Genomic DNA, 17,871 nt, shown 5'->3' on the forward strand with positions numbered 1-17,871 from the left:
GTTAATAATGGTCAACAGCTGTACGTCAGCCGTAGTGTTGTTGTGTTGTTGTGGTTGACCAATGAAAAACTTAAAAGGTAGCTTTTCTATGTGTCCTGAAATAAAATTGTATTCAGGATAAAAAATTTTTATAATTTTCCGCGTTCGCAGAAAATAAAAAGGGCTCGTAATGAGCCCTTTAAAATATTACTTACGTAATCCTAATTCTTTAACGATAGCTCGGTAACGAAGAATGTCTTTCTTAATTAAATAATCTAAAAGCGCTCTTCTTTTACCAACTAACATTACCAAAGAACGTTCAGTATTGTAATCCTTGTGGTTTGTTTTTAGGTGTTTTGTTAAATGCTCGATGCGGTACGTGAATAACGCAATCTGTCCTTCTGCCGAACCAGTGTCGGTTTTAGACTTTCCGTGTTTAGCGAAAATTTTTTCTTTTTCTTCTGTAGATAAATACATGCCAATATTGTTAAAATGATTTTTATGTATTGAATACCTCCCGACAACTTCGGGATTGATAATCAAGGCTGCAAAAGTAATAAATCGAATTTTAATTTAGGTCGTTTCTTGTAAATATTAATGAAAAATGTATCAATTTTAGAATTCGAAGCGTTATATACGTCTAAACCTAAACTTAAAAGTTATGAAAACCGGCATCTTTTAAACCAATCTGCGTATTTTTTACAGTGAGCATCCTATTTTTTACAGCTTGCAGTAAAGATCAAGAAACACCTGCTGAAGAAGTTAACTTTACTTCGGAGAATTCTGTAAGAGCTGCAAAAACAGATCAGATTGCCGAAGGTACTTTTACCATAATTGAACAGGCTTTTGTTGAAAATGAAACGGAAAGTGGTGGTAAAACGCAACTTTCGCTTTTCCCGAACTGTACCGAAATTACAGTTGGCCAGCAGGGAAATGTATTTACTATTTTATTGAATTTTGGTTCTTCCTGTACCTTAAACAATGGCAATATAGTTTCGGGAAGTATTTTGCTGGAATACGGGCCGCTTACCTCGGGAACTTATACCGTAAACTATACGTTCCAAAATTTTGTTTTTAACGGAAATGGCGTAAGTGGCGGTGGAAGTGTTTTATACGAAATTGCAAACCAGAATGATAATCCACAATCTACCCTTACCGAAAGTATAACGGTAAGCTTTCCAAATACTACGGTAACAGCTACTCGAAATGGCACACGTATTTCAGAATGGGTGGAAGGTGTTGGTTCTGGAACCTGGGTTGATAATGTTTATATTATTACGGGAAATTGGCAAACGCAATTTACAAACGGTTTTGAACGAAGCGGCGAAGTAACACAACAGCTTGTTTATAAATTGGCTTGCCCATTTATTGTTGAAGGGAAACTCCAAATAACGCAAGATGGATTATCTGCAATAATAGATTTTGGCGATGGCGCCTGCGATAATCAGGCAGTATTTATTTTTAACGGTCAGGAATATCCGTTTACTATGAATTAATAATATTAAAAATAGGGCTGTTTAAAAAGTAGTTGCTGGCTTAGTATAAAGCACAGTAAATAATAGCTTACTTCTAACTAAAAAAGTTGTTATAGTTAAGCACCCCATAAAAGTTGGTAAATACTCCTTTTTAAACGGCCTATTAACTATGCAGACTTTTCACGAAGCGGTCTGTTTAAAACCAAATCCAGATACAGGTTTATATTGCGCTTTAAATCGCGGCGGTGGGTTATAAAATCTAAAAACCCGTGTTCCAACAAAAATTCTGCTGTTTGAAAACCTTCGGGTAGTTCTTTTCCCGTGGTGTCTCGCACTACGCGCGGTCCTGCAAAACCAATTAATGCGCCTGGTTCGCCAATATTTATATCGCCTAGCATTGCAAACGAAGCCGTGGTACCACCCGTAGTAGGATCTGTGCATAACGAAATGTACGGTATGCCAGCATCGCTTAATTGGGCCAATTTTACACTGGTTTTTGCAAGTTGCATTAGCGATAGTGCAGCCTCCATCATACGAGCACCGCCACTCTTAGAAATTATTAGCAACGGAATTTTCTTTTTAAGCGAATACTCTGCCGCACGAACAATTTTTTCGCCTACAACACTTCCCATAGAGCCGCCGATAAAACTAAAATCCATACAGGCCACAACCAAATCTGCACCCATAGACTTGCCAACAGCACAGCGAATGGCATCTTTAAGGCCGGTTTTGTCTTGCGCTTCTTTTAAGCGGTCTGGATATTTCTTTTTATCTTCAAATTTTAGAGTGTCTTGAGATGTAAGTCCTTTGTCTAGCTCCTTAAATTTATTGTCGTCAAATAGTATTTCAAAATATTCTTTACTGCCAATACGCACGTGGTAGCCGTCTTCGGGGCTTACGTAAAAGTTTTTTTCCAGTTCCTCGCTGTCCACAACCTTTCCGGTGGGCGATTTATACCACAACCCTTTTGGGACGTCCTTTTTCTCTTCAGTTGGGGTTTGAATTCCTTTTTTTGTTCTTTTAAACCAAGGCATATTTTAAATTATGAGTTATGAATTCAAAACTATGAATTCCAGTTATTTAAAGAAAATTTTAGAATCTAAAATTTCGAATGCTAAATCTTTATTATAGCGTATTTACGTTATTTAAATCTTTAAAAGCTTGTTCCAGTCTTTTCTTAAAAGTTATTTCGCCTTCGCGAAGCCATTTCCGTGGGTCGTAATATTTTTTGTTTGGCAAATCTTCGCCGTCGGGATTGCCAATTTGCGTTTTTAAATACGCTAAGTTCTTTATCATATAATCGCGTACGCCTTCAGTAAAGGCAAATTGCATGTCGGTGTCTATATTCATTTTTATAACGCCGTAACTTATTGCCTCGCGAATTTCTTCAAGTGAAGAACCACTTCCACCGTGAAATACAAAATCTATTGGATTGTAGCCGGTATTAAATTTTTTCTGAACGTATTCCTGCGAATTCTTTAGAATAATTGGGGTTAATTTTACATTTCCAGGTTTGTAAACGCCGTGAACATTTCCAAAAGCTGCAGCAATGGTAAACTGATCGCTAATTTTTGAAAGCTCCTCATACGCGTACGCAACCTCGTCTGGCTGGGTGTATAATTTAGACGAATCTACATCGGTATTATCTACGCCGTCTTCTTCGCCACCGGTAATTCCCAATTCAATTTCTAAGGTCATGCCAATTTTGCTCATTCGCTCTAAATAGCGTTTGCAAATTTCAATGTTTTCTTCAATGGGCTCTTCAGATAAATCTATCATATGCGAGCTGTAAAGGGGTACGCCGTTTTCTTCGTAAAACTTTTCGCCTGCGTCTAACAAACCATCAATCCACGGAAGTAATTTTTTGGCGCAATGATCTGTATGAAGTATAACCGTTGCTCCGTAAACCTTTGCCAGTTCGTGAATGTGTTTTGCACCGGCAACACCACCCGCTATGGCCGCTCTCTCGTTTTCGTTAGAGAGTCCTTTGCCTGCATTAAATTGGGCACCCCCATTAGAAAACTGAATAATTACAGGAGCATTTAATGCCGCAGCAGTTTCCATAACCGCGTTTACACTGTCTGATCCTACCACGTTAACGGCAGGCATTGCGAAACCTTTTTCTTTCGCGTATTTATGTATTCGCTGTACTTCCTTTCCAGTTGCTACACCGGGCTTAATTCCGTGGCTCATAATATTGTTGAAGTGTTAAAAGTTTAAAAATTACGGGACTTATTATTTGCCAAAAGCAAACGAAAGCCCTTTAGCAAAAGTAACAAATTTATATGGTTTAGAATGGATAGTTAATACCGATATTGTAAACAGCCTTGGTAAAATTATAATCTGTAAACCAACGCTCGCCCACAGGTTTTGCAGGGTTATGGGTTTTAAAGCCTACATCAAATCGAAACACAAAAAAACCAAAATCGTAACGTAGCCCAATGCCCGTGGCAACTGCAAGTTCTTTAATGTCTTCAATACCATTAAATACAGAAGCTTCATCTTGAATGTTGTCTAAAACATTCCAAATATTCCCGGTATCTACAAATAACGCTCCTTTAAAAGCGCCCAAAATAGTAAATCGGTACTCGGCATTTAGGGCAATTTTAAAATTTGCCTCATTAAACTCATCGGTACTTCCGCTACTTCCAGGGCCCAGATCGTAGGCGCGCCACCCACGGTTATCGTTGGCACCACCGGCAAAATAACTTCGGGTAAAGGGAATGTTGTTGCTGTTGCCATACGGAATGGCAATGCCGCCAAAAACGCGAAACGCCAATACATTGTTGCCGTTAAGTTCCCAGTGCTTAATGTATTCTCCTTCGCCTTTTACATATTGCGAAAATACAACGCCTAAAGCGGTGTAATTGCCATCGTTGTTTTTAGTGGCTCCCGTAAGACTAGATATACCGGAGAGTAAATTGCCAGCTACTTCTAACTTATAGCGCGTTCTCGAAAAGTTGTTATCCTGTATATTTTCACGCGTGTCGCGTGTACGGGTAATGTTGGTCGCAAAAATTAAATTGTCTTCGGTAAGCCGTTTTTTGCGTTCGTCAATATTGTTTACAATTGTTGTACCATCGCCGTCAATATAAACCGGGTTTATAACCCCGTTTTTTACATCTTCAATAAATCCATTGGCGCCCTCGGGTACTATTAGAAACAGGTTGTTGTTATCGTCATAATTATAAAAAGCCGGATTTATTGTTCCAGGGTTGTCGCTTTCCGTTTCCTGTGCTATAGTGTTTAGTTGGTCGAATGAGTTTTTATACACATTAAAATAATTGCCCGTATTGAGGTTTTTTACATATTGTAGGTTTAATAAATCTAATTGGTAATTTAAAATTTTTGAAGGTTTCCACCGGTAATTAAATACGCCGTTCACCGTTTGCCGGTCTAGACCAATGTTGTTTTGCACGCTGGCACCAAGACTTATTCCCGTGGAAGGCGACATATATTTCGGGATTAATTTTTCAGTATTTATAGGAAATATAATGCTTGGAAAAGTGAGTTTTACATCGCCTCCAAATTCCGAAATATTAAAAAACTTACTTTCGCTGTCTGCAGCATCTTTGGAAGAACCCAAACTACCGCGACCCGAAATTTCAAGTATTTCGGCCCCGCGGAAAATATTTCGGAAAATAATGTTGCCGCTAAAACTTATTCCAAATTGTTGAATGGTAGAAGTATAAGCATCAAAATCTACTCCCAACGTAAACCGGTCTCGCGGACTCAGCATAATAGTTGCGTTTAAAAGGCTTGCCGTGCTATCTGTAGCTACTTCGGAATAATGTATGTTAGGATATTTAAAAATACGCAAATCGCTAATTTGGTTGTACGTTAGGGTACGGTCAATGTCTTTATAAATTTTTCCGGGGGTAATTGAAATTGCATCGGCAATAGCCTTTGGCCGAAAACGCATTTTGCCGTAACTAAACAATTTATAGCCCTTATAACTTGTACTATCTTGCAGGGTTTTGTTTCTGTTGTCGTACGAATAGTCGGTTATTATTCTTACTTCATTTATGCTGTGTACCTTAAAGGGTTCGGTATAGGTGCTGTCGCCCTGTGTAACTTTTCGGTCGGGAATTATGTAGGTAATATTTGCCTTATGGTCTGTTTTTACGGTATCTGCCTCAAAACCCACATATTCTTGGTCAAAATGATAAAGCCCCGAATTTCTAAGTTGAATGGTAAGTCTATCGCGTTCGTTTACAAAATCATTGGCGGCATACTGCTTACCGGGCACAATAAACGATCTGCTTTTGGTAGCTTGAAAAAGCGAATCTACTACCGGCGAGCTTATTTTCTCAATAATGGAATCGCCCACAAAATAAGGTTTGTGCCTTTTTACCGAATAGGTAACTTTTGCGCGCTTCTTTTTCTTTTCATTGGGTTCAATAGTATAGGTTACTTCATCGTTAAAATAGCCATAGCTGGCGTACCAGCGTTTTAGTCGCACAAGGGATTTTTCAATTTTTTTCTCGTCGATTATGGCGGGCGCTTCTCCAGATTTTTGAAGCCATTGATTAAAGTTTACATAGCTGCTGTCAATTTTATCTACCTGTTTTTTTGAAAGTAAACGTATTAAACGTTCTTCTCGTTTTGGATATTTGTGAAGCCATTTATTATAAGTTTCTTGTGGTTGCTGATCTGCCAGATTGTAAATGTGCAATTCAAACGGAATGCCCACCAACGGAATGGTAGTGTTTGGCTTTTGGGCCAACTGGCTGTAAACCCCCGCGTCGTTAATTTTTACACTATCTACAACAATGGTGTTCTCGGTGAGTAAATATTTTCCGTCGGGCACCCTTTTTACAGCATTGCACGAAAAAAATAGACCGATAAATACTATAAATAGTGATATTTTTGTGAGGTGGCGCTTCAAGTGTACATGTTTAATCAAATTCAAAAATACTATATTTTGGTCAGCAAAAGTCAAACAAAATTAATAACGAGCCTACAACAAAAAAAGTACCGTGCCCAAAATGGATTATTTGTTGCCGAAGGCCCAAAAGTAATTGCCGAGTTTTTAAATGAAGGATTAAAATTACAGGCACTTTTTTCTACCAATACAACCGAGATTACTGCCGAAAACCACTTTCTGGTTACCGAGGCAGAACTTAAAAAAATAAGCTTTTTAAAATCTGCCAATACGGCTTTGGCGGTATTTAAAATTCCAAAAATACATCCTGTAAAGGATACCGGTTTAATCTTAGCGCTCGATGCTGTGCGCGATCCGGGAAATCTGGGAACAATAATCAGGTTGTGCGATTGGTTTGGCATACAACAAATACTGTGTTCTGAAGATACGGTAGATTGCTACAATCCAAAAGTGGTGCAGGCAACCATGGGTTCCTTAGCGCGTGTGGCAATACATTATGTGTCGCTTTCAGAATATTTTGCAGAAACTACCCTGCCTATTTATGGCGGCTTTATGGAAGGAAAAAATATCTATTCTGAAAAACTTCCGCAAAGTGCTATCATTGTTATGGGTAATGAAGCCAATGGAATTTCGGACCAAATACTTCAAAAAATTACACATAAAGTAAATATTCCGCGTTTTGGAAAAATTCAAAAAACCGAAAGCTTAAACGTAGCTACGGCAACCGCAATTTTCTTAAGCGAGTTTAGAAGATCTATTGAAATGTGAAGTTTACGAATATTCCGCGCGTAGCCAGTTTATCAATATTTCCGGTCCATGGACTGTTGGGGTCATCGTCGGGAATTAATTCGTTATTCAATGCAAAAACTCCACGGATAGACGGGGTAAACTTAAAGTAGTACAAATAAAAATCGATACCAAACCCAATCTCGTAATAATTAGTGCTATTGGTCATTCGGAATCTACCTTGTTCGTTATCTTCTGGATTTTTTTGGTTGCTGGAAAGGTTTAGCGAGGTTGAAACTCCCCCAACAATAAACGGTTTAATGTTGTTTAATCGCTTGGTAGATACCTTTAGCAGTAAAGGCACGTGAATGTACGTAGATTTAACTTCGCGCAGATAGTCAGACTCCGACGAAAATCCCGGAAATGTTAAATCGCGCTGTGTAAAATACAGTCCGGGTTCCAATCGTAGGTTGAGGTATTGATTTATGCGCATATCGCCAATTAAGCCTACATTAAAACCGGCCGAACGCTCCACGAGAATCTCTGTGTTGTCATCAGCGTATTGATCTCTGTAATCAAATTTAAAATCGTAGCTATTAAAACCTAAAAAGTACCCCCAGGAAAACTTCTTTTTATCGAAATTTTCGAGATTGGCAATGCGTTCTTTATTAAAAAACCATTGTGCATTCACGCTGTTTGCAATACATAAAAAGGAAAGTACAATAAAGAGCTTCTTCATAAATTATTTAGTAGCTTTATAGATAGTTGCCACACCAAAAGTCTGTGGTTTATTTTTCACTTCATTAAACCCAATTTTGCGCAAAATATTGTTGAGGTTTTCACCGTGAGGAAATACAGAGGCGCTTTCACTTAAATATTTGTACGCCACTTTATCTTTTGAAAAAATCTTTCCCACCAACGGCAAGATGTTTTTTGAATAAAAGTAATACCCTTGTTTAAATGGAAATTTTGAAGGAACCGAAGTTTCCAAAATAACAAAGATGCCTCCTTTTTTAAGTACGCGAAGAATTTCAGAAAGTCCCTTTTCTAAATTTTCGAAATTTCTGATGCCAAAGGAAACGGTAATGGCGTCAAACGAATTATCTGCAAATGGAAGCGCTTCGGAGTCTGCCTGTACAAATTCAATTTTGGTTGAAATTTCCTTATTCAAAACCTTTTTACGGGCCACGGACAGCATGCCTTCAGATATATCGAGCCCAATAATTTTTTCGGCATTGGTTTTTTCGGCAAACTGGATGGCCAAATCGCCTGTACCCGTTGCGATATCTAAAATAGTTTTTGGTTGGGTTTTGGCTACCATGGCAATTACTTTTTTTCGCCAAGTAATATCAGAACCTAATGAAATTACACGGTTTAAACCGTCGTAATTTTCCGAAATAGTATCGAACATTTGCTCAACCTGTTTCTTTTTTCCTTCCGAAGAATCTTTATAAGGTGTTATTTTCTTTTCCATAAAATTGCGCTTGCAAAACTACATATTTTTTAAGAGCCTTCGCTTATTTTATTTTGAAGTTTCAAAACTAAGTGCCGGTCTTATTCTATAAACACTAATTGTTTATAGCGGCTTATTATTCCATATCTTTGCCAACGTAATTTGTGGTAATAGTTTTATTCGGAGCATATTCCAAGTTAAGTTATTCCTAAAAAGTAAATTAATTCTCAATGAAGATTATCATTGCCGGAGCTGGCGAAGTTGGCTTTCACCTTGCAAAATTGCTTTCTTTTGAATCGCAAAACATTACGCTTATTGATCCCAGCCGCGAGGCTTTGGCCCATGCAGATGCCAATTTAGATATACGTGTGGTACGCGGCGATGCTACCTCTATTTCGGTACTAGAAGATTCCCTTGTGGGCGAGAACGATTTATTAATCGCGGTAACCTCCAGCGAAACTACAAATATTACGGTTTGCGTGTTGGCAAAGCAACTGGGTGTTAAACGCACCATTGCGCGAATTTCCAACACCGAATTTATAGAAAGAAAGGAAGAAGTGGGCTTTGCCAAATTTGGAATAGACGAACTTATATCGCCAGAAGCGTTGGCCACCGAAGAAATTGTATTGCTGCTAAACCAAAGTGCCTTTAACGAAAGTTACGAATTTGAAGATGGCGCATTAACGATGATTGGTTTAAACCTTTCGGGTACTTCGGCTTTTGTGGGAAAATCGGTAAAGGAGGTTGCAAAAATGTACCCAGATTTAAAATTTGTTCCCATTGCCATTCAGCGTTATGGCACGCAATATACAATGATTCCGCGGGGCGATACGCAATTTAAAAAAGGCGATCAGCTGTATTTCACCACGGTTAAAAAAGGCGATGAACAAATAATTAAGCTATCGGGAAAAAGCAAACAGGAAATAAAAAATGTAATGATTCTCGGCGGAAGTAAAATTGGTTATAAAACAGCCAAAGTACTGTGCAAAAACCGTTTTAACGTAAAGCTAATTGAGAGTAGTAAAGATAAAGCTTTTGAAATAGCGGACGATATTCCAAGTTGCTTGGTAATTAATGGCGATGGCCGAAATGTAGAATTGCTATTGGAAGAATCGTTAGAAGAAATGGATGCGTTTATAGCCGTTACAGGGAATAGCGAAACCAATATCATGGCCTGTTTGGTTGCAAAATCTAAAGGTGTGAAAAAAACCATTGCCATGGTAGAAAATATGGATTATTTTCAACTGTCGCACTCTATTGGGATTGACACATTGATTAATAAGAAATTATTGGCTGCCAACAATATCTTTAGATATGTGCGAAAAGGAGAAGTGGTAGCAATGACCAAGCTTAACAATATGAACGCCGAACTTTTGGAATTTAGGGTTTCTGGAAATTCCAAGGTGAGCAACAAAAAAATAAAAGACTTAAATTTTCCTGTTTCAGCGATAATTGGTGGTGTAATTAGAAATGGAGAGGGCATTATAGCCTTAGGCGATTTTGAAATTAGAAACGGCGATAGAGTAGTAGTCTGTTGTTTGCCGCAGGCTATTGGGAAAGTGGAAAAACTTTTTATCTAATGAATTCAATCTCCAAACTGAATTTTAGAATAATTTCGCACTTAATGGGCCTTTTGCTCATGGTAAACGGTGGCTTTATGCTGTTGTCATCAATAGTAAGCTGGTATTATAAAGACGGCGTATTAACAGAAATGCTTTTGGCGGGAACGGTTGCCCTGGGAATAGGCGGAACAATAATGCTGCTAACCCGAAACCATCGTAAGGAAGTTCAAAAACGCGAAGGGTACATAATTGTATCTTTCGGGTGGATTTTTATGGCGCTTATAGGAACGCTACCCTATATTTTTACGGGAGCCATACCCAGTTTCACCAATGCCTTTTTTGAAACCATGAGTGGCTATACCACAACGGGCGCCTCTATTTTAACCGATATTGAAATTATTCCTAAAGGTGTTCTATTCTGGCGTAGTATTACCCATTGGATTGGTGGAATGGGTATTATTGTGCTTGCCATTGCTATTTTACCATTGTTAGGTATTGGTGGAATGCAGCTTTTCGCAGCAGAAGCGCCAGGACCCGCTGGAGATAAACTACATCCTCGAATTACAGATACGGCAAAAAGATTATGGCTTATTTATGTGGGCTACACCTTAGCCGAAACAATTTTGTTAAAGCTTGCCGGAATGAGCTTCTTTGATGCAATAAATCACTCGTTGGCAACTTTGAGTACCGGAGGATTTTCAACTAAAAATGCAAGCGTTGCTTACTGGAATGGTAATCCCATGGTGCAGTATATTATCATTGTATTTATGTTTTTGGCGGGGAGTAATTTTGTTTTAAGCTACTTCGCCTTTAAAAGAAAATTTCAAAAAATATTTCACGATGAGGAGTTTAAAACATATTCTGCCTTAATTGTAGGATTAACGGTAATTGCAGCTTTATTGATTTATTTTGAAGCCGATATTTCGATTTCTACCATCGCTCACCCAATGGTTTGGGGACCTTTTGAAAGTGCTTTTCGGCACGGTTTATTTCAAGTGCTAACTGTAATTACCACCACTGGGTTTGTGAGTGCGGATTATACCCTGTGGACACCGTTTTTAACCATCTTCTTTTTTGGAATGATGTTTTTAGGAGGTTGTGCGGGCTCTACGGCAGGAGGAATTAAAATTATGCGTCATCTTATTATGATAAAAAATGGCGTGCTTGAATTTAAACGAACCCTTCACCCGCACGCTATATTGCCGGTACGTTATAATAGCAAAGCAGTGCCACAGCCAATTGTTTTTAATATTCTGGGCTTTTTTATTCTATATATGCTTTCGTTTATAATGGGAACTTTGGTTTTTTCATGGATGGGATTAGATTTTAAAACTGCACTTGGCGGTGCCGCATCTACGCTTGGAAACGTTGGTCCAGCACTCGGCGATCTTGGCCCAGTAAATAACTATGCCAGCCTGCCAGACGTTGCAAAATGGTGGTCCAGCTTTTTAATGCTTATTGGTAGGTTAGAATTGTTTACCTTCTTAATCTTGCTTACCCCATTTTTCTGGAGAAATAGATAATTTATTGCACTCAAATAGGTTATTGAAGAAACAAAAACTGCATAAGTGCAAAATTAATAGCCTTAATAATTTTCAGTAACTCTTACATTTGAAGTTGATAGCATTAACGAAAAAACCCAAAGTACAACGGTACTTTGGGTTTTATCAATATGCAGAATTTGGAAATTATTTAACGATAATTCGTTTTACTCTTCCGTTGTCTTTATTGCCAATGCGAACTAAATAAACGCCTGCAGCAACGTAGCTCATGTCTAATTTGTAGCTGTATCCGTTACCGTTGTTTTCAAGTTTTCTAAATAGCAAACGCTGTCCGAGAGTATTAAAAACCGACAGGTTCATGGCTTCAGCGTAATTCATTGTTTTTAAAGAAACATCAAATTTATTGTTATCCAACGATATGATGGTTAACCCATTTTCGTCAAAAATAGCATCTGAAACTCCTGCAGTACCAATTTGGGCAGAATAGTCTTCGGTTTCTCCAAAGTTTGTTTCTTCACAAGCATCATCGGGTACAGGGCTATTCCAATTGGTTTTGGCACGCATAATATGTTGACCAAAAGCAGCTCCGGCCGGAACTACTAAATCTGTAGTGAGGGTAAAAGTTCCACCGCTTTGTCCTGGCGCAATTATTACATTATCTACTACAATTTCGTCGTTACTAAAAACAAAATCGTCATTAAAATCAATCCAAACACGAACATATTGACTTCCATAACCGGTTGTAACGGTTAGGTCGTATGTAGTGTCTGCTTCCATTCCAGCTACAAGATTTGTAAAATCTGCATAACCTTCGCAAGCTGACGGATTGTTAATATCTGTAACGCTAAAAAGTCGCAAGCCATCACCGAATGAACAGTCGCCTACTGGTTGGCAATTTTGCTTTACGATTACTACCGAAGTTTCATCGTTAGAAACGTCGCTATCAGTTGGTAGCGATGTGGTAGCACTCAGGTTATAACTTCCAATTGCAGAAAAATCTCCCGTCTGTGCAAACGTATAGGAAGCTGAGGTGTTTCCGGCCAAGGTTCCTGGGTAAACTTCGGTTACGACGGCTCCGTCCAAATCGTACGACACATCGAAGTTAGATTGTGGCTCTCCACCAAAATTGGTAACGGTAACAACAATGTTTTCTGAAGCTGTTAGATCGGTACCCGATACCGGTGAAGTGATAGCGCTGATTCCTATATCATTTGGTTCTAAATACGTAACAGTTTTAGTGCGGCCGTCGTTGCTGGTGTCTTCATCGCCAGCAAGATTGGTTTCGGCAGTAATAGTGTAAGTTTGGCCTACAGTGCCTAAATTTGCCGTTGCCGTAAAAGTGTACTGCGCAGTTTCTGCAGAGGCAATTGTGCCCGGAAATACTTCTGAAACAACCGCGCCACCATCTACTTGAAAGGTTACGGGAATATTAGAAGCACTGTTTTGTCCATAATTAAAAATGGTAATTGTTACAGCTTCACTATTTGATAATGTTCCGGTTTCGGGGGCATCAATATTAACTACGCCCACATCATTGTTAAAGTTAGGAGCAATTTGAAAAACACCAACCACATCCTTTCTTCCAGAATTCATATACTCGTTTATAAACCAAAATTGCTTATCGTTAGAAGGATCAATATCAATTTTACTGTAATCGCCGTATCGCAGTCCAGGAATGTTTTGATTTCCGGCAGCAATTAATTCTTCACCAATCGTCATAGTATTTATAGGGTCGTTTGCATAGCGACCGGTATAATACGAGCTAACTCTTTTGGTAGTTGGGTCTGGTGTAGTAGGTCCTGCCATTGCTGTATAACCCATTCCGATATTACCTTGAATATCCATCATCATACTCGCATGCCACGCGTGTTTTCCATCGGGCGCGGTATATGTACCTTCTTGGTGAATAGTCCATGGTTGCCCATCGCCAGGTTGACGAAGCTCGAACCAACGAATTCCCGCAAGTTCGCCGCCAGAAGCATCAGTATCTACCACAAAGTTAAATACAGCCGAATTATGACTCGCAAATTTCCGAAATTGTGCTTGGTTCATTATCGTTGCTTGAAGCGCATCAATATCTGCCCCACCGCCGGGTTGTGATAAGTTTGAAAAACTTCCTCCGTCAAATACTGAAATAAAGGGAGTAGTGGTTAATTCAACCGGGGCCGAGATGGTACTACTACCTGGACTAGTCCAGTTTACATCTACGGTCCAAAGTTTTAGGTGGTCTTGTGCAACGCCCGACCATGCATCATCTTGAAGATACACAATTGGCAATCCTCCTGGAGCGGGTAAGTTGTTATTGGTTACGTTTAATGCCTGTGGGCTGTAAAAACCGCTGGTTACTATATCGGGCAACGGAAAACCAATTATTTGTGCCGTTGGATCGCCAACTAGCATTTTGGTTCTTTCCATAGCGTAAATTCTGTTCGAGGCACTGGTGTTGTCCGTCATATAATAACCATCGCTCCAAACTGAAAGTTTTTGATAATCGTTAATTTGAGGTATCGTATATACGTACCAGCCATCATTTACAGGGTCTGGCCCATCAGAAACAGCAATTTGCGCTCCGTTACCTAGAAATGTCATAACAAAACGATCTGCTGCATTGTCGTATGAAATTGTAAGATCGCAACATCCGCCATTGGGAAAAATAGTTGGGTTTGGCGAAATTTGCCCAGTAAGTGGATTTCCACTTTTGTCAAAAATTCTAAATCCCGTATTAAATACTACTACCGCATGATTTGGCCCAACTCCAATGGCCGGATCGGTGGGTTGTGAGCTTGATTGCGCAGCATCAAAAACTAAGGTAGGGGCTCTTCCGCTAAGAAGTTGCTCCATTTTATTTGGATTTCTTTTGAAGTAATCGTCTTCAATTTGAGGATCTTTTCCAGGAACAATCAAGTTTTTTGAAGCTCTTCCGTCTTGCATTATTTGTTTTTTAACTCGTGCTGGAGCTAGATTTGTTTGTGAAGCTATAGAAGGTACATGAACTACCGAGCCCACTGTTCCAACATAAGTAGCTTGTGTTTTTTCCTGTGCTTGAATTCCGAAGAACAACAAGGAGAAAACCGTGAATAGTGTAATTTTAATTCTCATTTAATTGTGAAGTTTTATTGCGTTAAAAAATAGAAGCGTCTAAATTACTTATTATTTATAAATTAAAAACGGGATTGATTTAAAATAATCAACCCCGTTTTTACTGAAATGTATATTTTTTATTCCAATGATTCTTTTATGCGGCGCATCGCTTCTTTAATTTCAGATTCTGAAGCTGCGTACGAAAGACGAATGCAGTTTGGATCGCCAAATGCTTCGCCAGTAACGGTTGCAACTTTAGCTTCTTCTAATAGATATAATGAAAAATCTGAAGCCGTATTAATATTTTTTCCACGGAGGGTTTTTCCAAAGAAATATGAAATATCTGGAAATACGTAGAATGCGCCTTCTGGTTGGTTGGTTTTAAAACCTTCAATTTCAGAAAGTAAGCCAAGAATTAATTTTCTTCTTTCCTTAAAGGCATCTACCATAAATTTAATCTTGCTCGGTGGATTTTCTAAAGCAGTAATTGTGGCTCGTTGTGCAATGGCGTTCGCGCCACTGGTAACCTGCCCTTGCATTTTGTTGCAGGCCCTGGCTATCCATTCGGGACCGCCAATATAACCTATGCGCCAACCGGTCATAGAGAAGGCTTTTGAAACACCATTTACTACCACGGTACGATCGTACATATCGTCAAATTCGGCCATAGAAGCGTGCCCGCCACTAAAGTTTATGTGTTCATAAATTTCGTCGCTGATAACAATTACGTCTGGATATTTCACTAAAACGTTGGCCAAATTACGAAGCTCTTTCTTGCTGTAAACAGAACCACTGGGGTTGCAAGGAGAGCTGTAAATAATCATTTTGGTTTTTGGAGTAATAGCTGCTTCCAAAGCTTCGGCGGTTACTTTAAAATCATTTTCAATTGAAGTTGGAATTTCTTTTGGAACCCCACCCGCAACTTTGCACTGGTCTGCATAACTTACCCAGTAGGGAGCGGGAAGCAAAACTTCATCGCCTTCATCTAATAAAACCATGGTTAAGTTTGCCAAAGACTGCTTAGCCCCAGTAGAAACCACGATTTGTGAGGGTTTATACGTTAAATTGTTGTCTCTTTTAAATTTAGTGATTATAGCATTTTTAAGGTCGCCATAACCATCAACGGGTGTATATGAATGATAGTCATCTTCAATAGCTTGGATTGCCGCCTGTTTTATATATTCCGGAACCGCAAAATCGGGTTCGCCAAGGCTCAAGCCAATAATATCTATGCCTTGTTCTTTTAATTCTCTAGTTTTTGCGGCCATGGCCAGCGTGGCCGATGTGGCCATATCGTTTACACGTTTTGAAAGTCTGTTGTCCATAGTATTAAGCAGATACGGAAGGCTTAAGTCCCATTTCTTTTAAATGGCGGAAATGTGCAATAATAGCCTTGCGGGTAGTTTTATATTCTTTGTAGGGTAGGTTAAATTCTTTGGAAGTACGTTTTACTATTTTTGAAATATTCTTATAGTGAATATGGCTAATATTTGGAAAAATATGATGCTCTACTTGGTGGTTTAGCCCTCCAGTGTACCAGTTTACCAACTTGTTTTTAGTACCGAAATTTGTGGTAGTAAACAACTGGTGAATTGCCCAGGTATTTTTCATCGTACCACTTTCATCTGGCAATAAAATTTCGGTATCTTCCACCACATGGGCAAGTTGAAAAACTACGCTCAGAATCAATCCGGCCACATAGTGCATAATAAAGAAACCGAGTAGGATTTTCCACCATACAATATTGAAAAACAAAATTGGAATAACAATCCAAAGCGAAATATAAATTAACTTGGTAATTACCAAAATGCTCCATTGTGTTGCGGGTTTTGGCAGTTTTCCATAAGCTAACTTGCGCGCCAAATATCTCTTGGTCTGAAAGAAATCTGTAGTAAGCACCCAGTTAAAAGTTAACAAGCCGTAAAAAAACAGACTGTACCAATGCTGAAATTTGTGCATCCTGTGCCATTTAGAATGCTTTGAAAACCGTAGAATTCTTCCCGCTTCCAAATCTTCGTCGTGTCCATGGATATTCGTATAGGTGTGGTGTAATACGTTGTGTTGTACTTGCCAATTATAAACATTTCCGGCCAATATATACATGCTGCTGCCCATTACTTTATTTATCCACTTTTTAGAAGAATACGATCCGTGATTTGCATCGTGCATAACGTTCATGCCCACGCCAGCCATGCCAATACCCATAACCACCGTAAACAACAGCTGAACCCATCCGGGCAAATCTAGGGTTAAAAGCAAAAAGTAGGGGGTAAGGTATATTGAAAACATTATAATTGTTTTCAAGTGCAACTTCCAATTGCCGGTTCGGGCAATATTGTTTTCTTTGAAATAATCGTTAACGCGCCTATTTAGGGTTCTGAAAAATTTAGCGCTGTCAACTCTGGAGAAATTTAAATTTGTAGCTGTCAAAATGTATTATTTAACTGAAATTTGTTACTGACAAAAGCACAAAAATAAATATCTTTTGTGGAAATCGGGAGGTACAAAATCATAATTTTACCAAAGATAACATACTTTTGCCTCTTAATTATACTTATGGAACTTATATTGAAATATTTCCCCCAATTAACAGATCTTCAATTAAAGCAGTTTGAAGAACTGCAAGCGCTTTATAAAGATTGGAATTTGAAAATAAATGTTGTTTCTAGAAAAGATATAGATGAACTTTACCTTCGCCATGTGTTGCATTCACTCGGAATTGCAAAGATTCAGCCTTTTCTTCCGGGTTCGAAAATTTTAGATGTGGGTACCGGTGGTGGTTTTCCGGGTATTCCGCTTGCTATTTTGTATCCCGAAGTACAATTTCACCTTGTGGATAGCATCGGAAAAAAAATAAAAGTTGTTGAAGAAGTGGTTTCGGGCCTTCAATTAAACAATGTAAAAGCTACCAATGCTCGCGTAGAAACGGTTTCAGATAAATACGATTTTATAGTGAGTCGCGCTGTGGCCCAAATGGAAACTTTTGTTCATTGGGTAAATGGTAAAATTGCAAAGAAAAGCTTGCACGACCGCAAAAACGGTATTTTATATTTAAAAGGTGGCGACCTTACTGACGAATTAAAAATTTATAAAAACGCGATGGTTTATCCGTTGCAGGATTATTTTGAAGAAGATTTTTACGAAACCAAAAGTGTGGTGTATTTACCATTAAAATATAAAGGTTAATTTGCTTTTTTTGGGCAATGCA

Annotated in this window: 14 protein-coding genes; 5 read left to right on the top strand and 9 right to left on the bottom strand. The window is 38.7% G+C overall.

Features of this window, described 5'->3' with window-relative positions; all coding sequences use genetic code 11:
- Positions 1 to 186: 186 nt before the first annotated feature.
- Positions 187 to 456 (bottom strand): 30S ribosomal protein S15, encoded by a 270-nt coding sequence (gene rpsO, locus QCQ61_RS07580; protein WP_279450153.1) that lies wholly within the window; start codon positions 454 to 456, stop codon positions 187 to 189.
- A 227-nt stretch (positions 457 to 683) separates the two neighbouring features.
- Between rpsO and QCQ61_RS07585 the strand changes: the two genes are divergently transcribed.
- Positions 684 to 1,475 carry a hypothetical protein gene (locus QCQ61_RS07585; RefSeq protein ID WP_279450154.1) on the top strand — a complete coding sequence of 264 codons (792 nt, stop codon included), beginning with the start codon at positions 684 to 686 and terminating at the stop codon, positions 1,473 to 1,475.
- 146 nt (positions 1,476 to 1,621) lie between these two features.
- Here QCQ61_RS07585 and accD read toward each other — a convergent pair whose 3' ends face one another.
- The 3 genes from accD to tamL form a co-directional block, all read right to left on the bottom strand.
- Positions 1,622 to 2,488, bottom strand: coding sequence for an acetyl-CoA carboxylase, carboxyltransferase subunit beta (gene accD, locus QCQ61_RS07590; protein ID WP_279450155.1), 867 nt, complete (start codon positions 2,486 to 2,488; stop codon positions 1,622 to 1,624).
- Positions 2,489 to 2,579: 91 nt separating this feature from the next.
- Positions 2,580 to 3,647 (bottom strand): class II fructose-bisphosphate aldolase, encoded by a 1,068-nt coding sequence (gene fbaA, locus QCQ61_RS07595; RefSeq protein ID WP_279450156.1) that lies wholly within the window; start codon positions 3,645 to 3,647, stop codon positions 2,580 to 2,582.
- Positions 3,648 to 3,744: 97 nt separating this feature from the next.
- Positions 3,745 to 6,396 carry a translocation and assembly module lipoprotein TamL gene (gene tamL, locus QCQ61_RS07600; protein ID WP_489470564.1) on the bottom strand — a complete coding sequence of 884 codons (2,652 nt, stop codon included), beginning with the start codon at positions 6,394 to 6,396 and terminating at the stop codon, positions 3,745 to 3,747.
- Here tamL and QCQ61_RS07605 point away from each other — a divergent pair.
- A complete protein-coding gene (locus tag QCQ61_RS07605; RefSeq protein WP_279450158.1) occupies positions 6,379 to 7,107 on the top strand; it encodes an RNA methyltransferase in 729 nt (242 codons plus the stop codon). The genes tamL and QCQ61_RS07605 overlap by 18 nt on opposite strands.
- Here the strand turns inward: QCQ61_RS07605 and porT are convergent.
- The gene (gene porT / locus QCQ61_RS07610) at positions 7,094 to 7,804 is read right to left on the bottom strand and encodes a type IX secretion/gliding motility protein PorT/SprT (protein WP_279450159.1); all 711 of its coding nucleotides are present in this window, start codon (positions 7,802 to 7,804) and stop codon (positions 7,094 to 7,096) included. The genes QCQ61_RS07605 and porT overlap by 14 nt on opposite strands.
- A gap of 3 nt (positions 7,805 to 7,807) precedes the next feature.
- A complete protein-coding gene (ubiE, locus tag QCQ61_RS07615; RefSeq protein WP_279450160.1) occupies positions 7,808 to 8,539 on the bottom strand; it encodes a bifunctional demethylmenaquinone methyltransferase/2-methoxy-6-polyprenyl-1,4-benzoquinol methylase UbiE in 732 nt (243 codons plus the stop codon).
- A gap of 209 nt (positions 8,540 to 8,748) precedes the next feature.
- Here ubiE and trkA point away from each other — a divergent pair, with 209 nt between their 5' ends.
- Together trkA and QCQ61_RS07625 are read left to right on the top strand one after the other, a co-directional pair.
- Positions 8,749 to 10,098, top strand: coding sequence for a Trk system potassium transporter TrkA (trkA, locus tag QCQ61_RS07620; protein WP_279450161.1), 1,350 nt, complete (start codon positions 8,749 to 8,751; stop codon positions 10,096 to 10,098).
- Positions 10,098 to 11,603: a TrkH family potassium uptake protein gene (locus QCQ61_RS07625; RefSeq protein ID WP_279450162.1), complete on the top strand. Its 1,506-nt coding sequence runs from the start codon at positions 10,098 to 10,100 to the stop codon at positions 11,601 to 11,603. The genes trkA and QCQ61_RS07625 overlap by 1 nt, the downstream gene beginning before the upstream one ends.
- A gap of 165 nt (positions 11,604 to 11,768) precedes the next feature.
- On the opposite strand, the gene QCQ61_RS07630 is transcribed toward QCQ61_RS07625, so the two are convergent.
- From QCQ61_RS07630 to QCQ61_RS07640, 3 genes are all read right to left on the bottom strand, one after another.
- Positions 11,769 to 14,681: a GEVED domain-containing protein gene (locus tag QCQ61_RS07630; protein WP_279450163.1), complete on the bottom strand. Its 2,913-nt coding sequence runs from the start codon at positions 14,679 to 14,681 to the stop codon at positions 11,769 to 11,771.
- 119 nt (positions 14,682 to 14,800) lie between these two features.
- Positions 14,801 to 15,988 carry a pyridoxal phosphate-dependent aminotransferase gene (locus QCQ61_RS07635; protein ID WP_279450164.1) on the bottom strand — a complete coding sequence of 396 codons (1,188 nt, stop codon included), beginning with the start codon at positions 15,986 to 15,988 and terminating at the stop codon, positions 14,801 to 14,803.
- Positions 15,989 to 15,992: 4 nt separating this feature from the next.
- Positions 15,993 to 16,952, bottom strand: coding sequence for a fatty acid desaturase family protein (locus QCQ61_RS07640; protein ID WP_373693821.1), 960 nt, complete (start codon positions 16,950 to 16,952; stop codon positions 15,993 to 15,995).
- A gap of 267 nt (positions 16,953 to 17,219) precedes the next feature.
- Here QCQ61_RS07640 and rsmG point away from each other — a divergent pair, with 267 nt between their 5' ends.
- A complete protein-coding gene (gene rsmG / locus QCQ61_RS07645; RefSeq protein WP_279450166.1) occupies positions 17,220 to 17,849 on the top strand; it encodes a 16S rRNA (guanine(527)-N(7))-methyltransferase RsmG in 630 nt (209 codons plus the stop codon).
- The last annotated feature ends 22 nt before the right edge of the window (positions 17,850 to 17,871 follow it).

The sequence above is a fragment of the Aequorivita marisscotiae genome, assembly GCF_029814825.1.
GTDB classification, from domain to species: Bacteria; Bacteroidota; Bacteroidia; order Flavobacteriales; family Flavobacteriaceae; genus Aequorivita; species Aequorivita marisscotiae.

Coding starts and splice junctions, on each gene's coding strand:
- rpsO (WP_279450153.1), bottom strand. CDS start 456: ATGTATTTATCTACAGAAGAAAAAGAAAAAATTTTCGCTAAACACGGA.
- accD (WP_279450155.1), bottom strand. CDS start 2,488: ATGCCTTGGTTTAAAAGAACAAAAAAAGGAATTCAAACCCCAACTGAA.
- fbaA (WP_279450156.1), bottom strand. CDS start 3,647: ATGAGCCACGGAATTAAGCCCGGTGTAGCAACTGGAAAGGAAGTACAG.
- porT (WP_279450159.1), bottom strand. CDS start 7,804: ATGAAGAAGCTCTTTATTGTACTTTCCTTTTTATGTATTGCAAACAGC.
- ubiE (WP_279450160.1), bottom strand. CDS start 8,539: ATGGAAAAGAAAATAACACCTTATAAAGATTCTTCGGAAGGAAAAAAG.
- trkA (WP_279450161.1), top strand. CDS start 8,749: ATGAAGATTATCATTGCCGGAGCTGGCGAAGTTGGCTTTCACCTTGCA.
- QCQ61_RS07625 (WP_279450162.1), top strand. CDS start 10,098: ATGAATTCAATCTCCAAACTGAATTTTAGAATAATTTCGCACTTAATG.
- QCQ61_RS07630 (WP_279450163.1), bottom strand. CDS start 14,681: ATGAGAATTAAAATTACACTATTCACGGTTTTCTCCTTGTTGTTCTTC.
- QCQ61_RS07635 (WP_279450164.1), bottom strand. CDS start 15,988: ATGGACAACAGACTTTCAAAACGTGTAAACGATATGGCCACATCGGCC.
- QCQ61_RS07640 (WP_373693821.1), bottom strand. CDS start 16,952: ATGTTTTCAATATACCTTACCCCCTACTTTTTGCTTTTAACCCTAGAT.
- rsmG (WP_279450166.1), top strand. CDS start 17,220: ATGGAACTTATATTGAAATATTTCCCCCAATTAACAGATCTTCAATTA.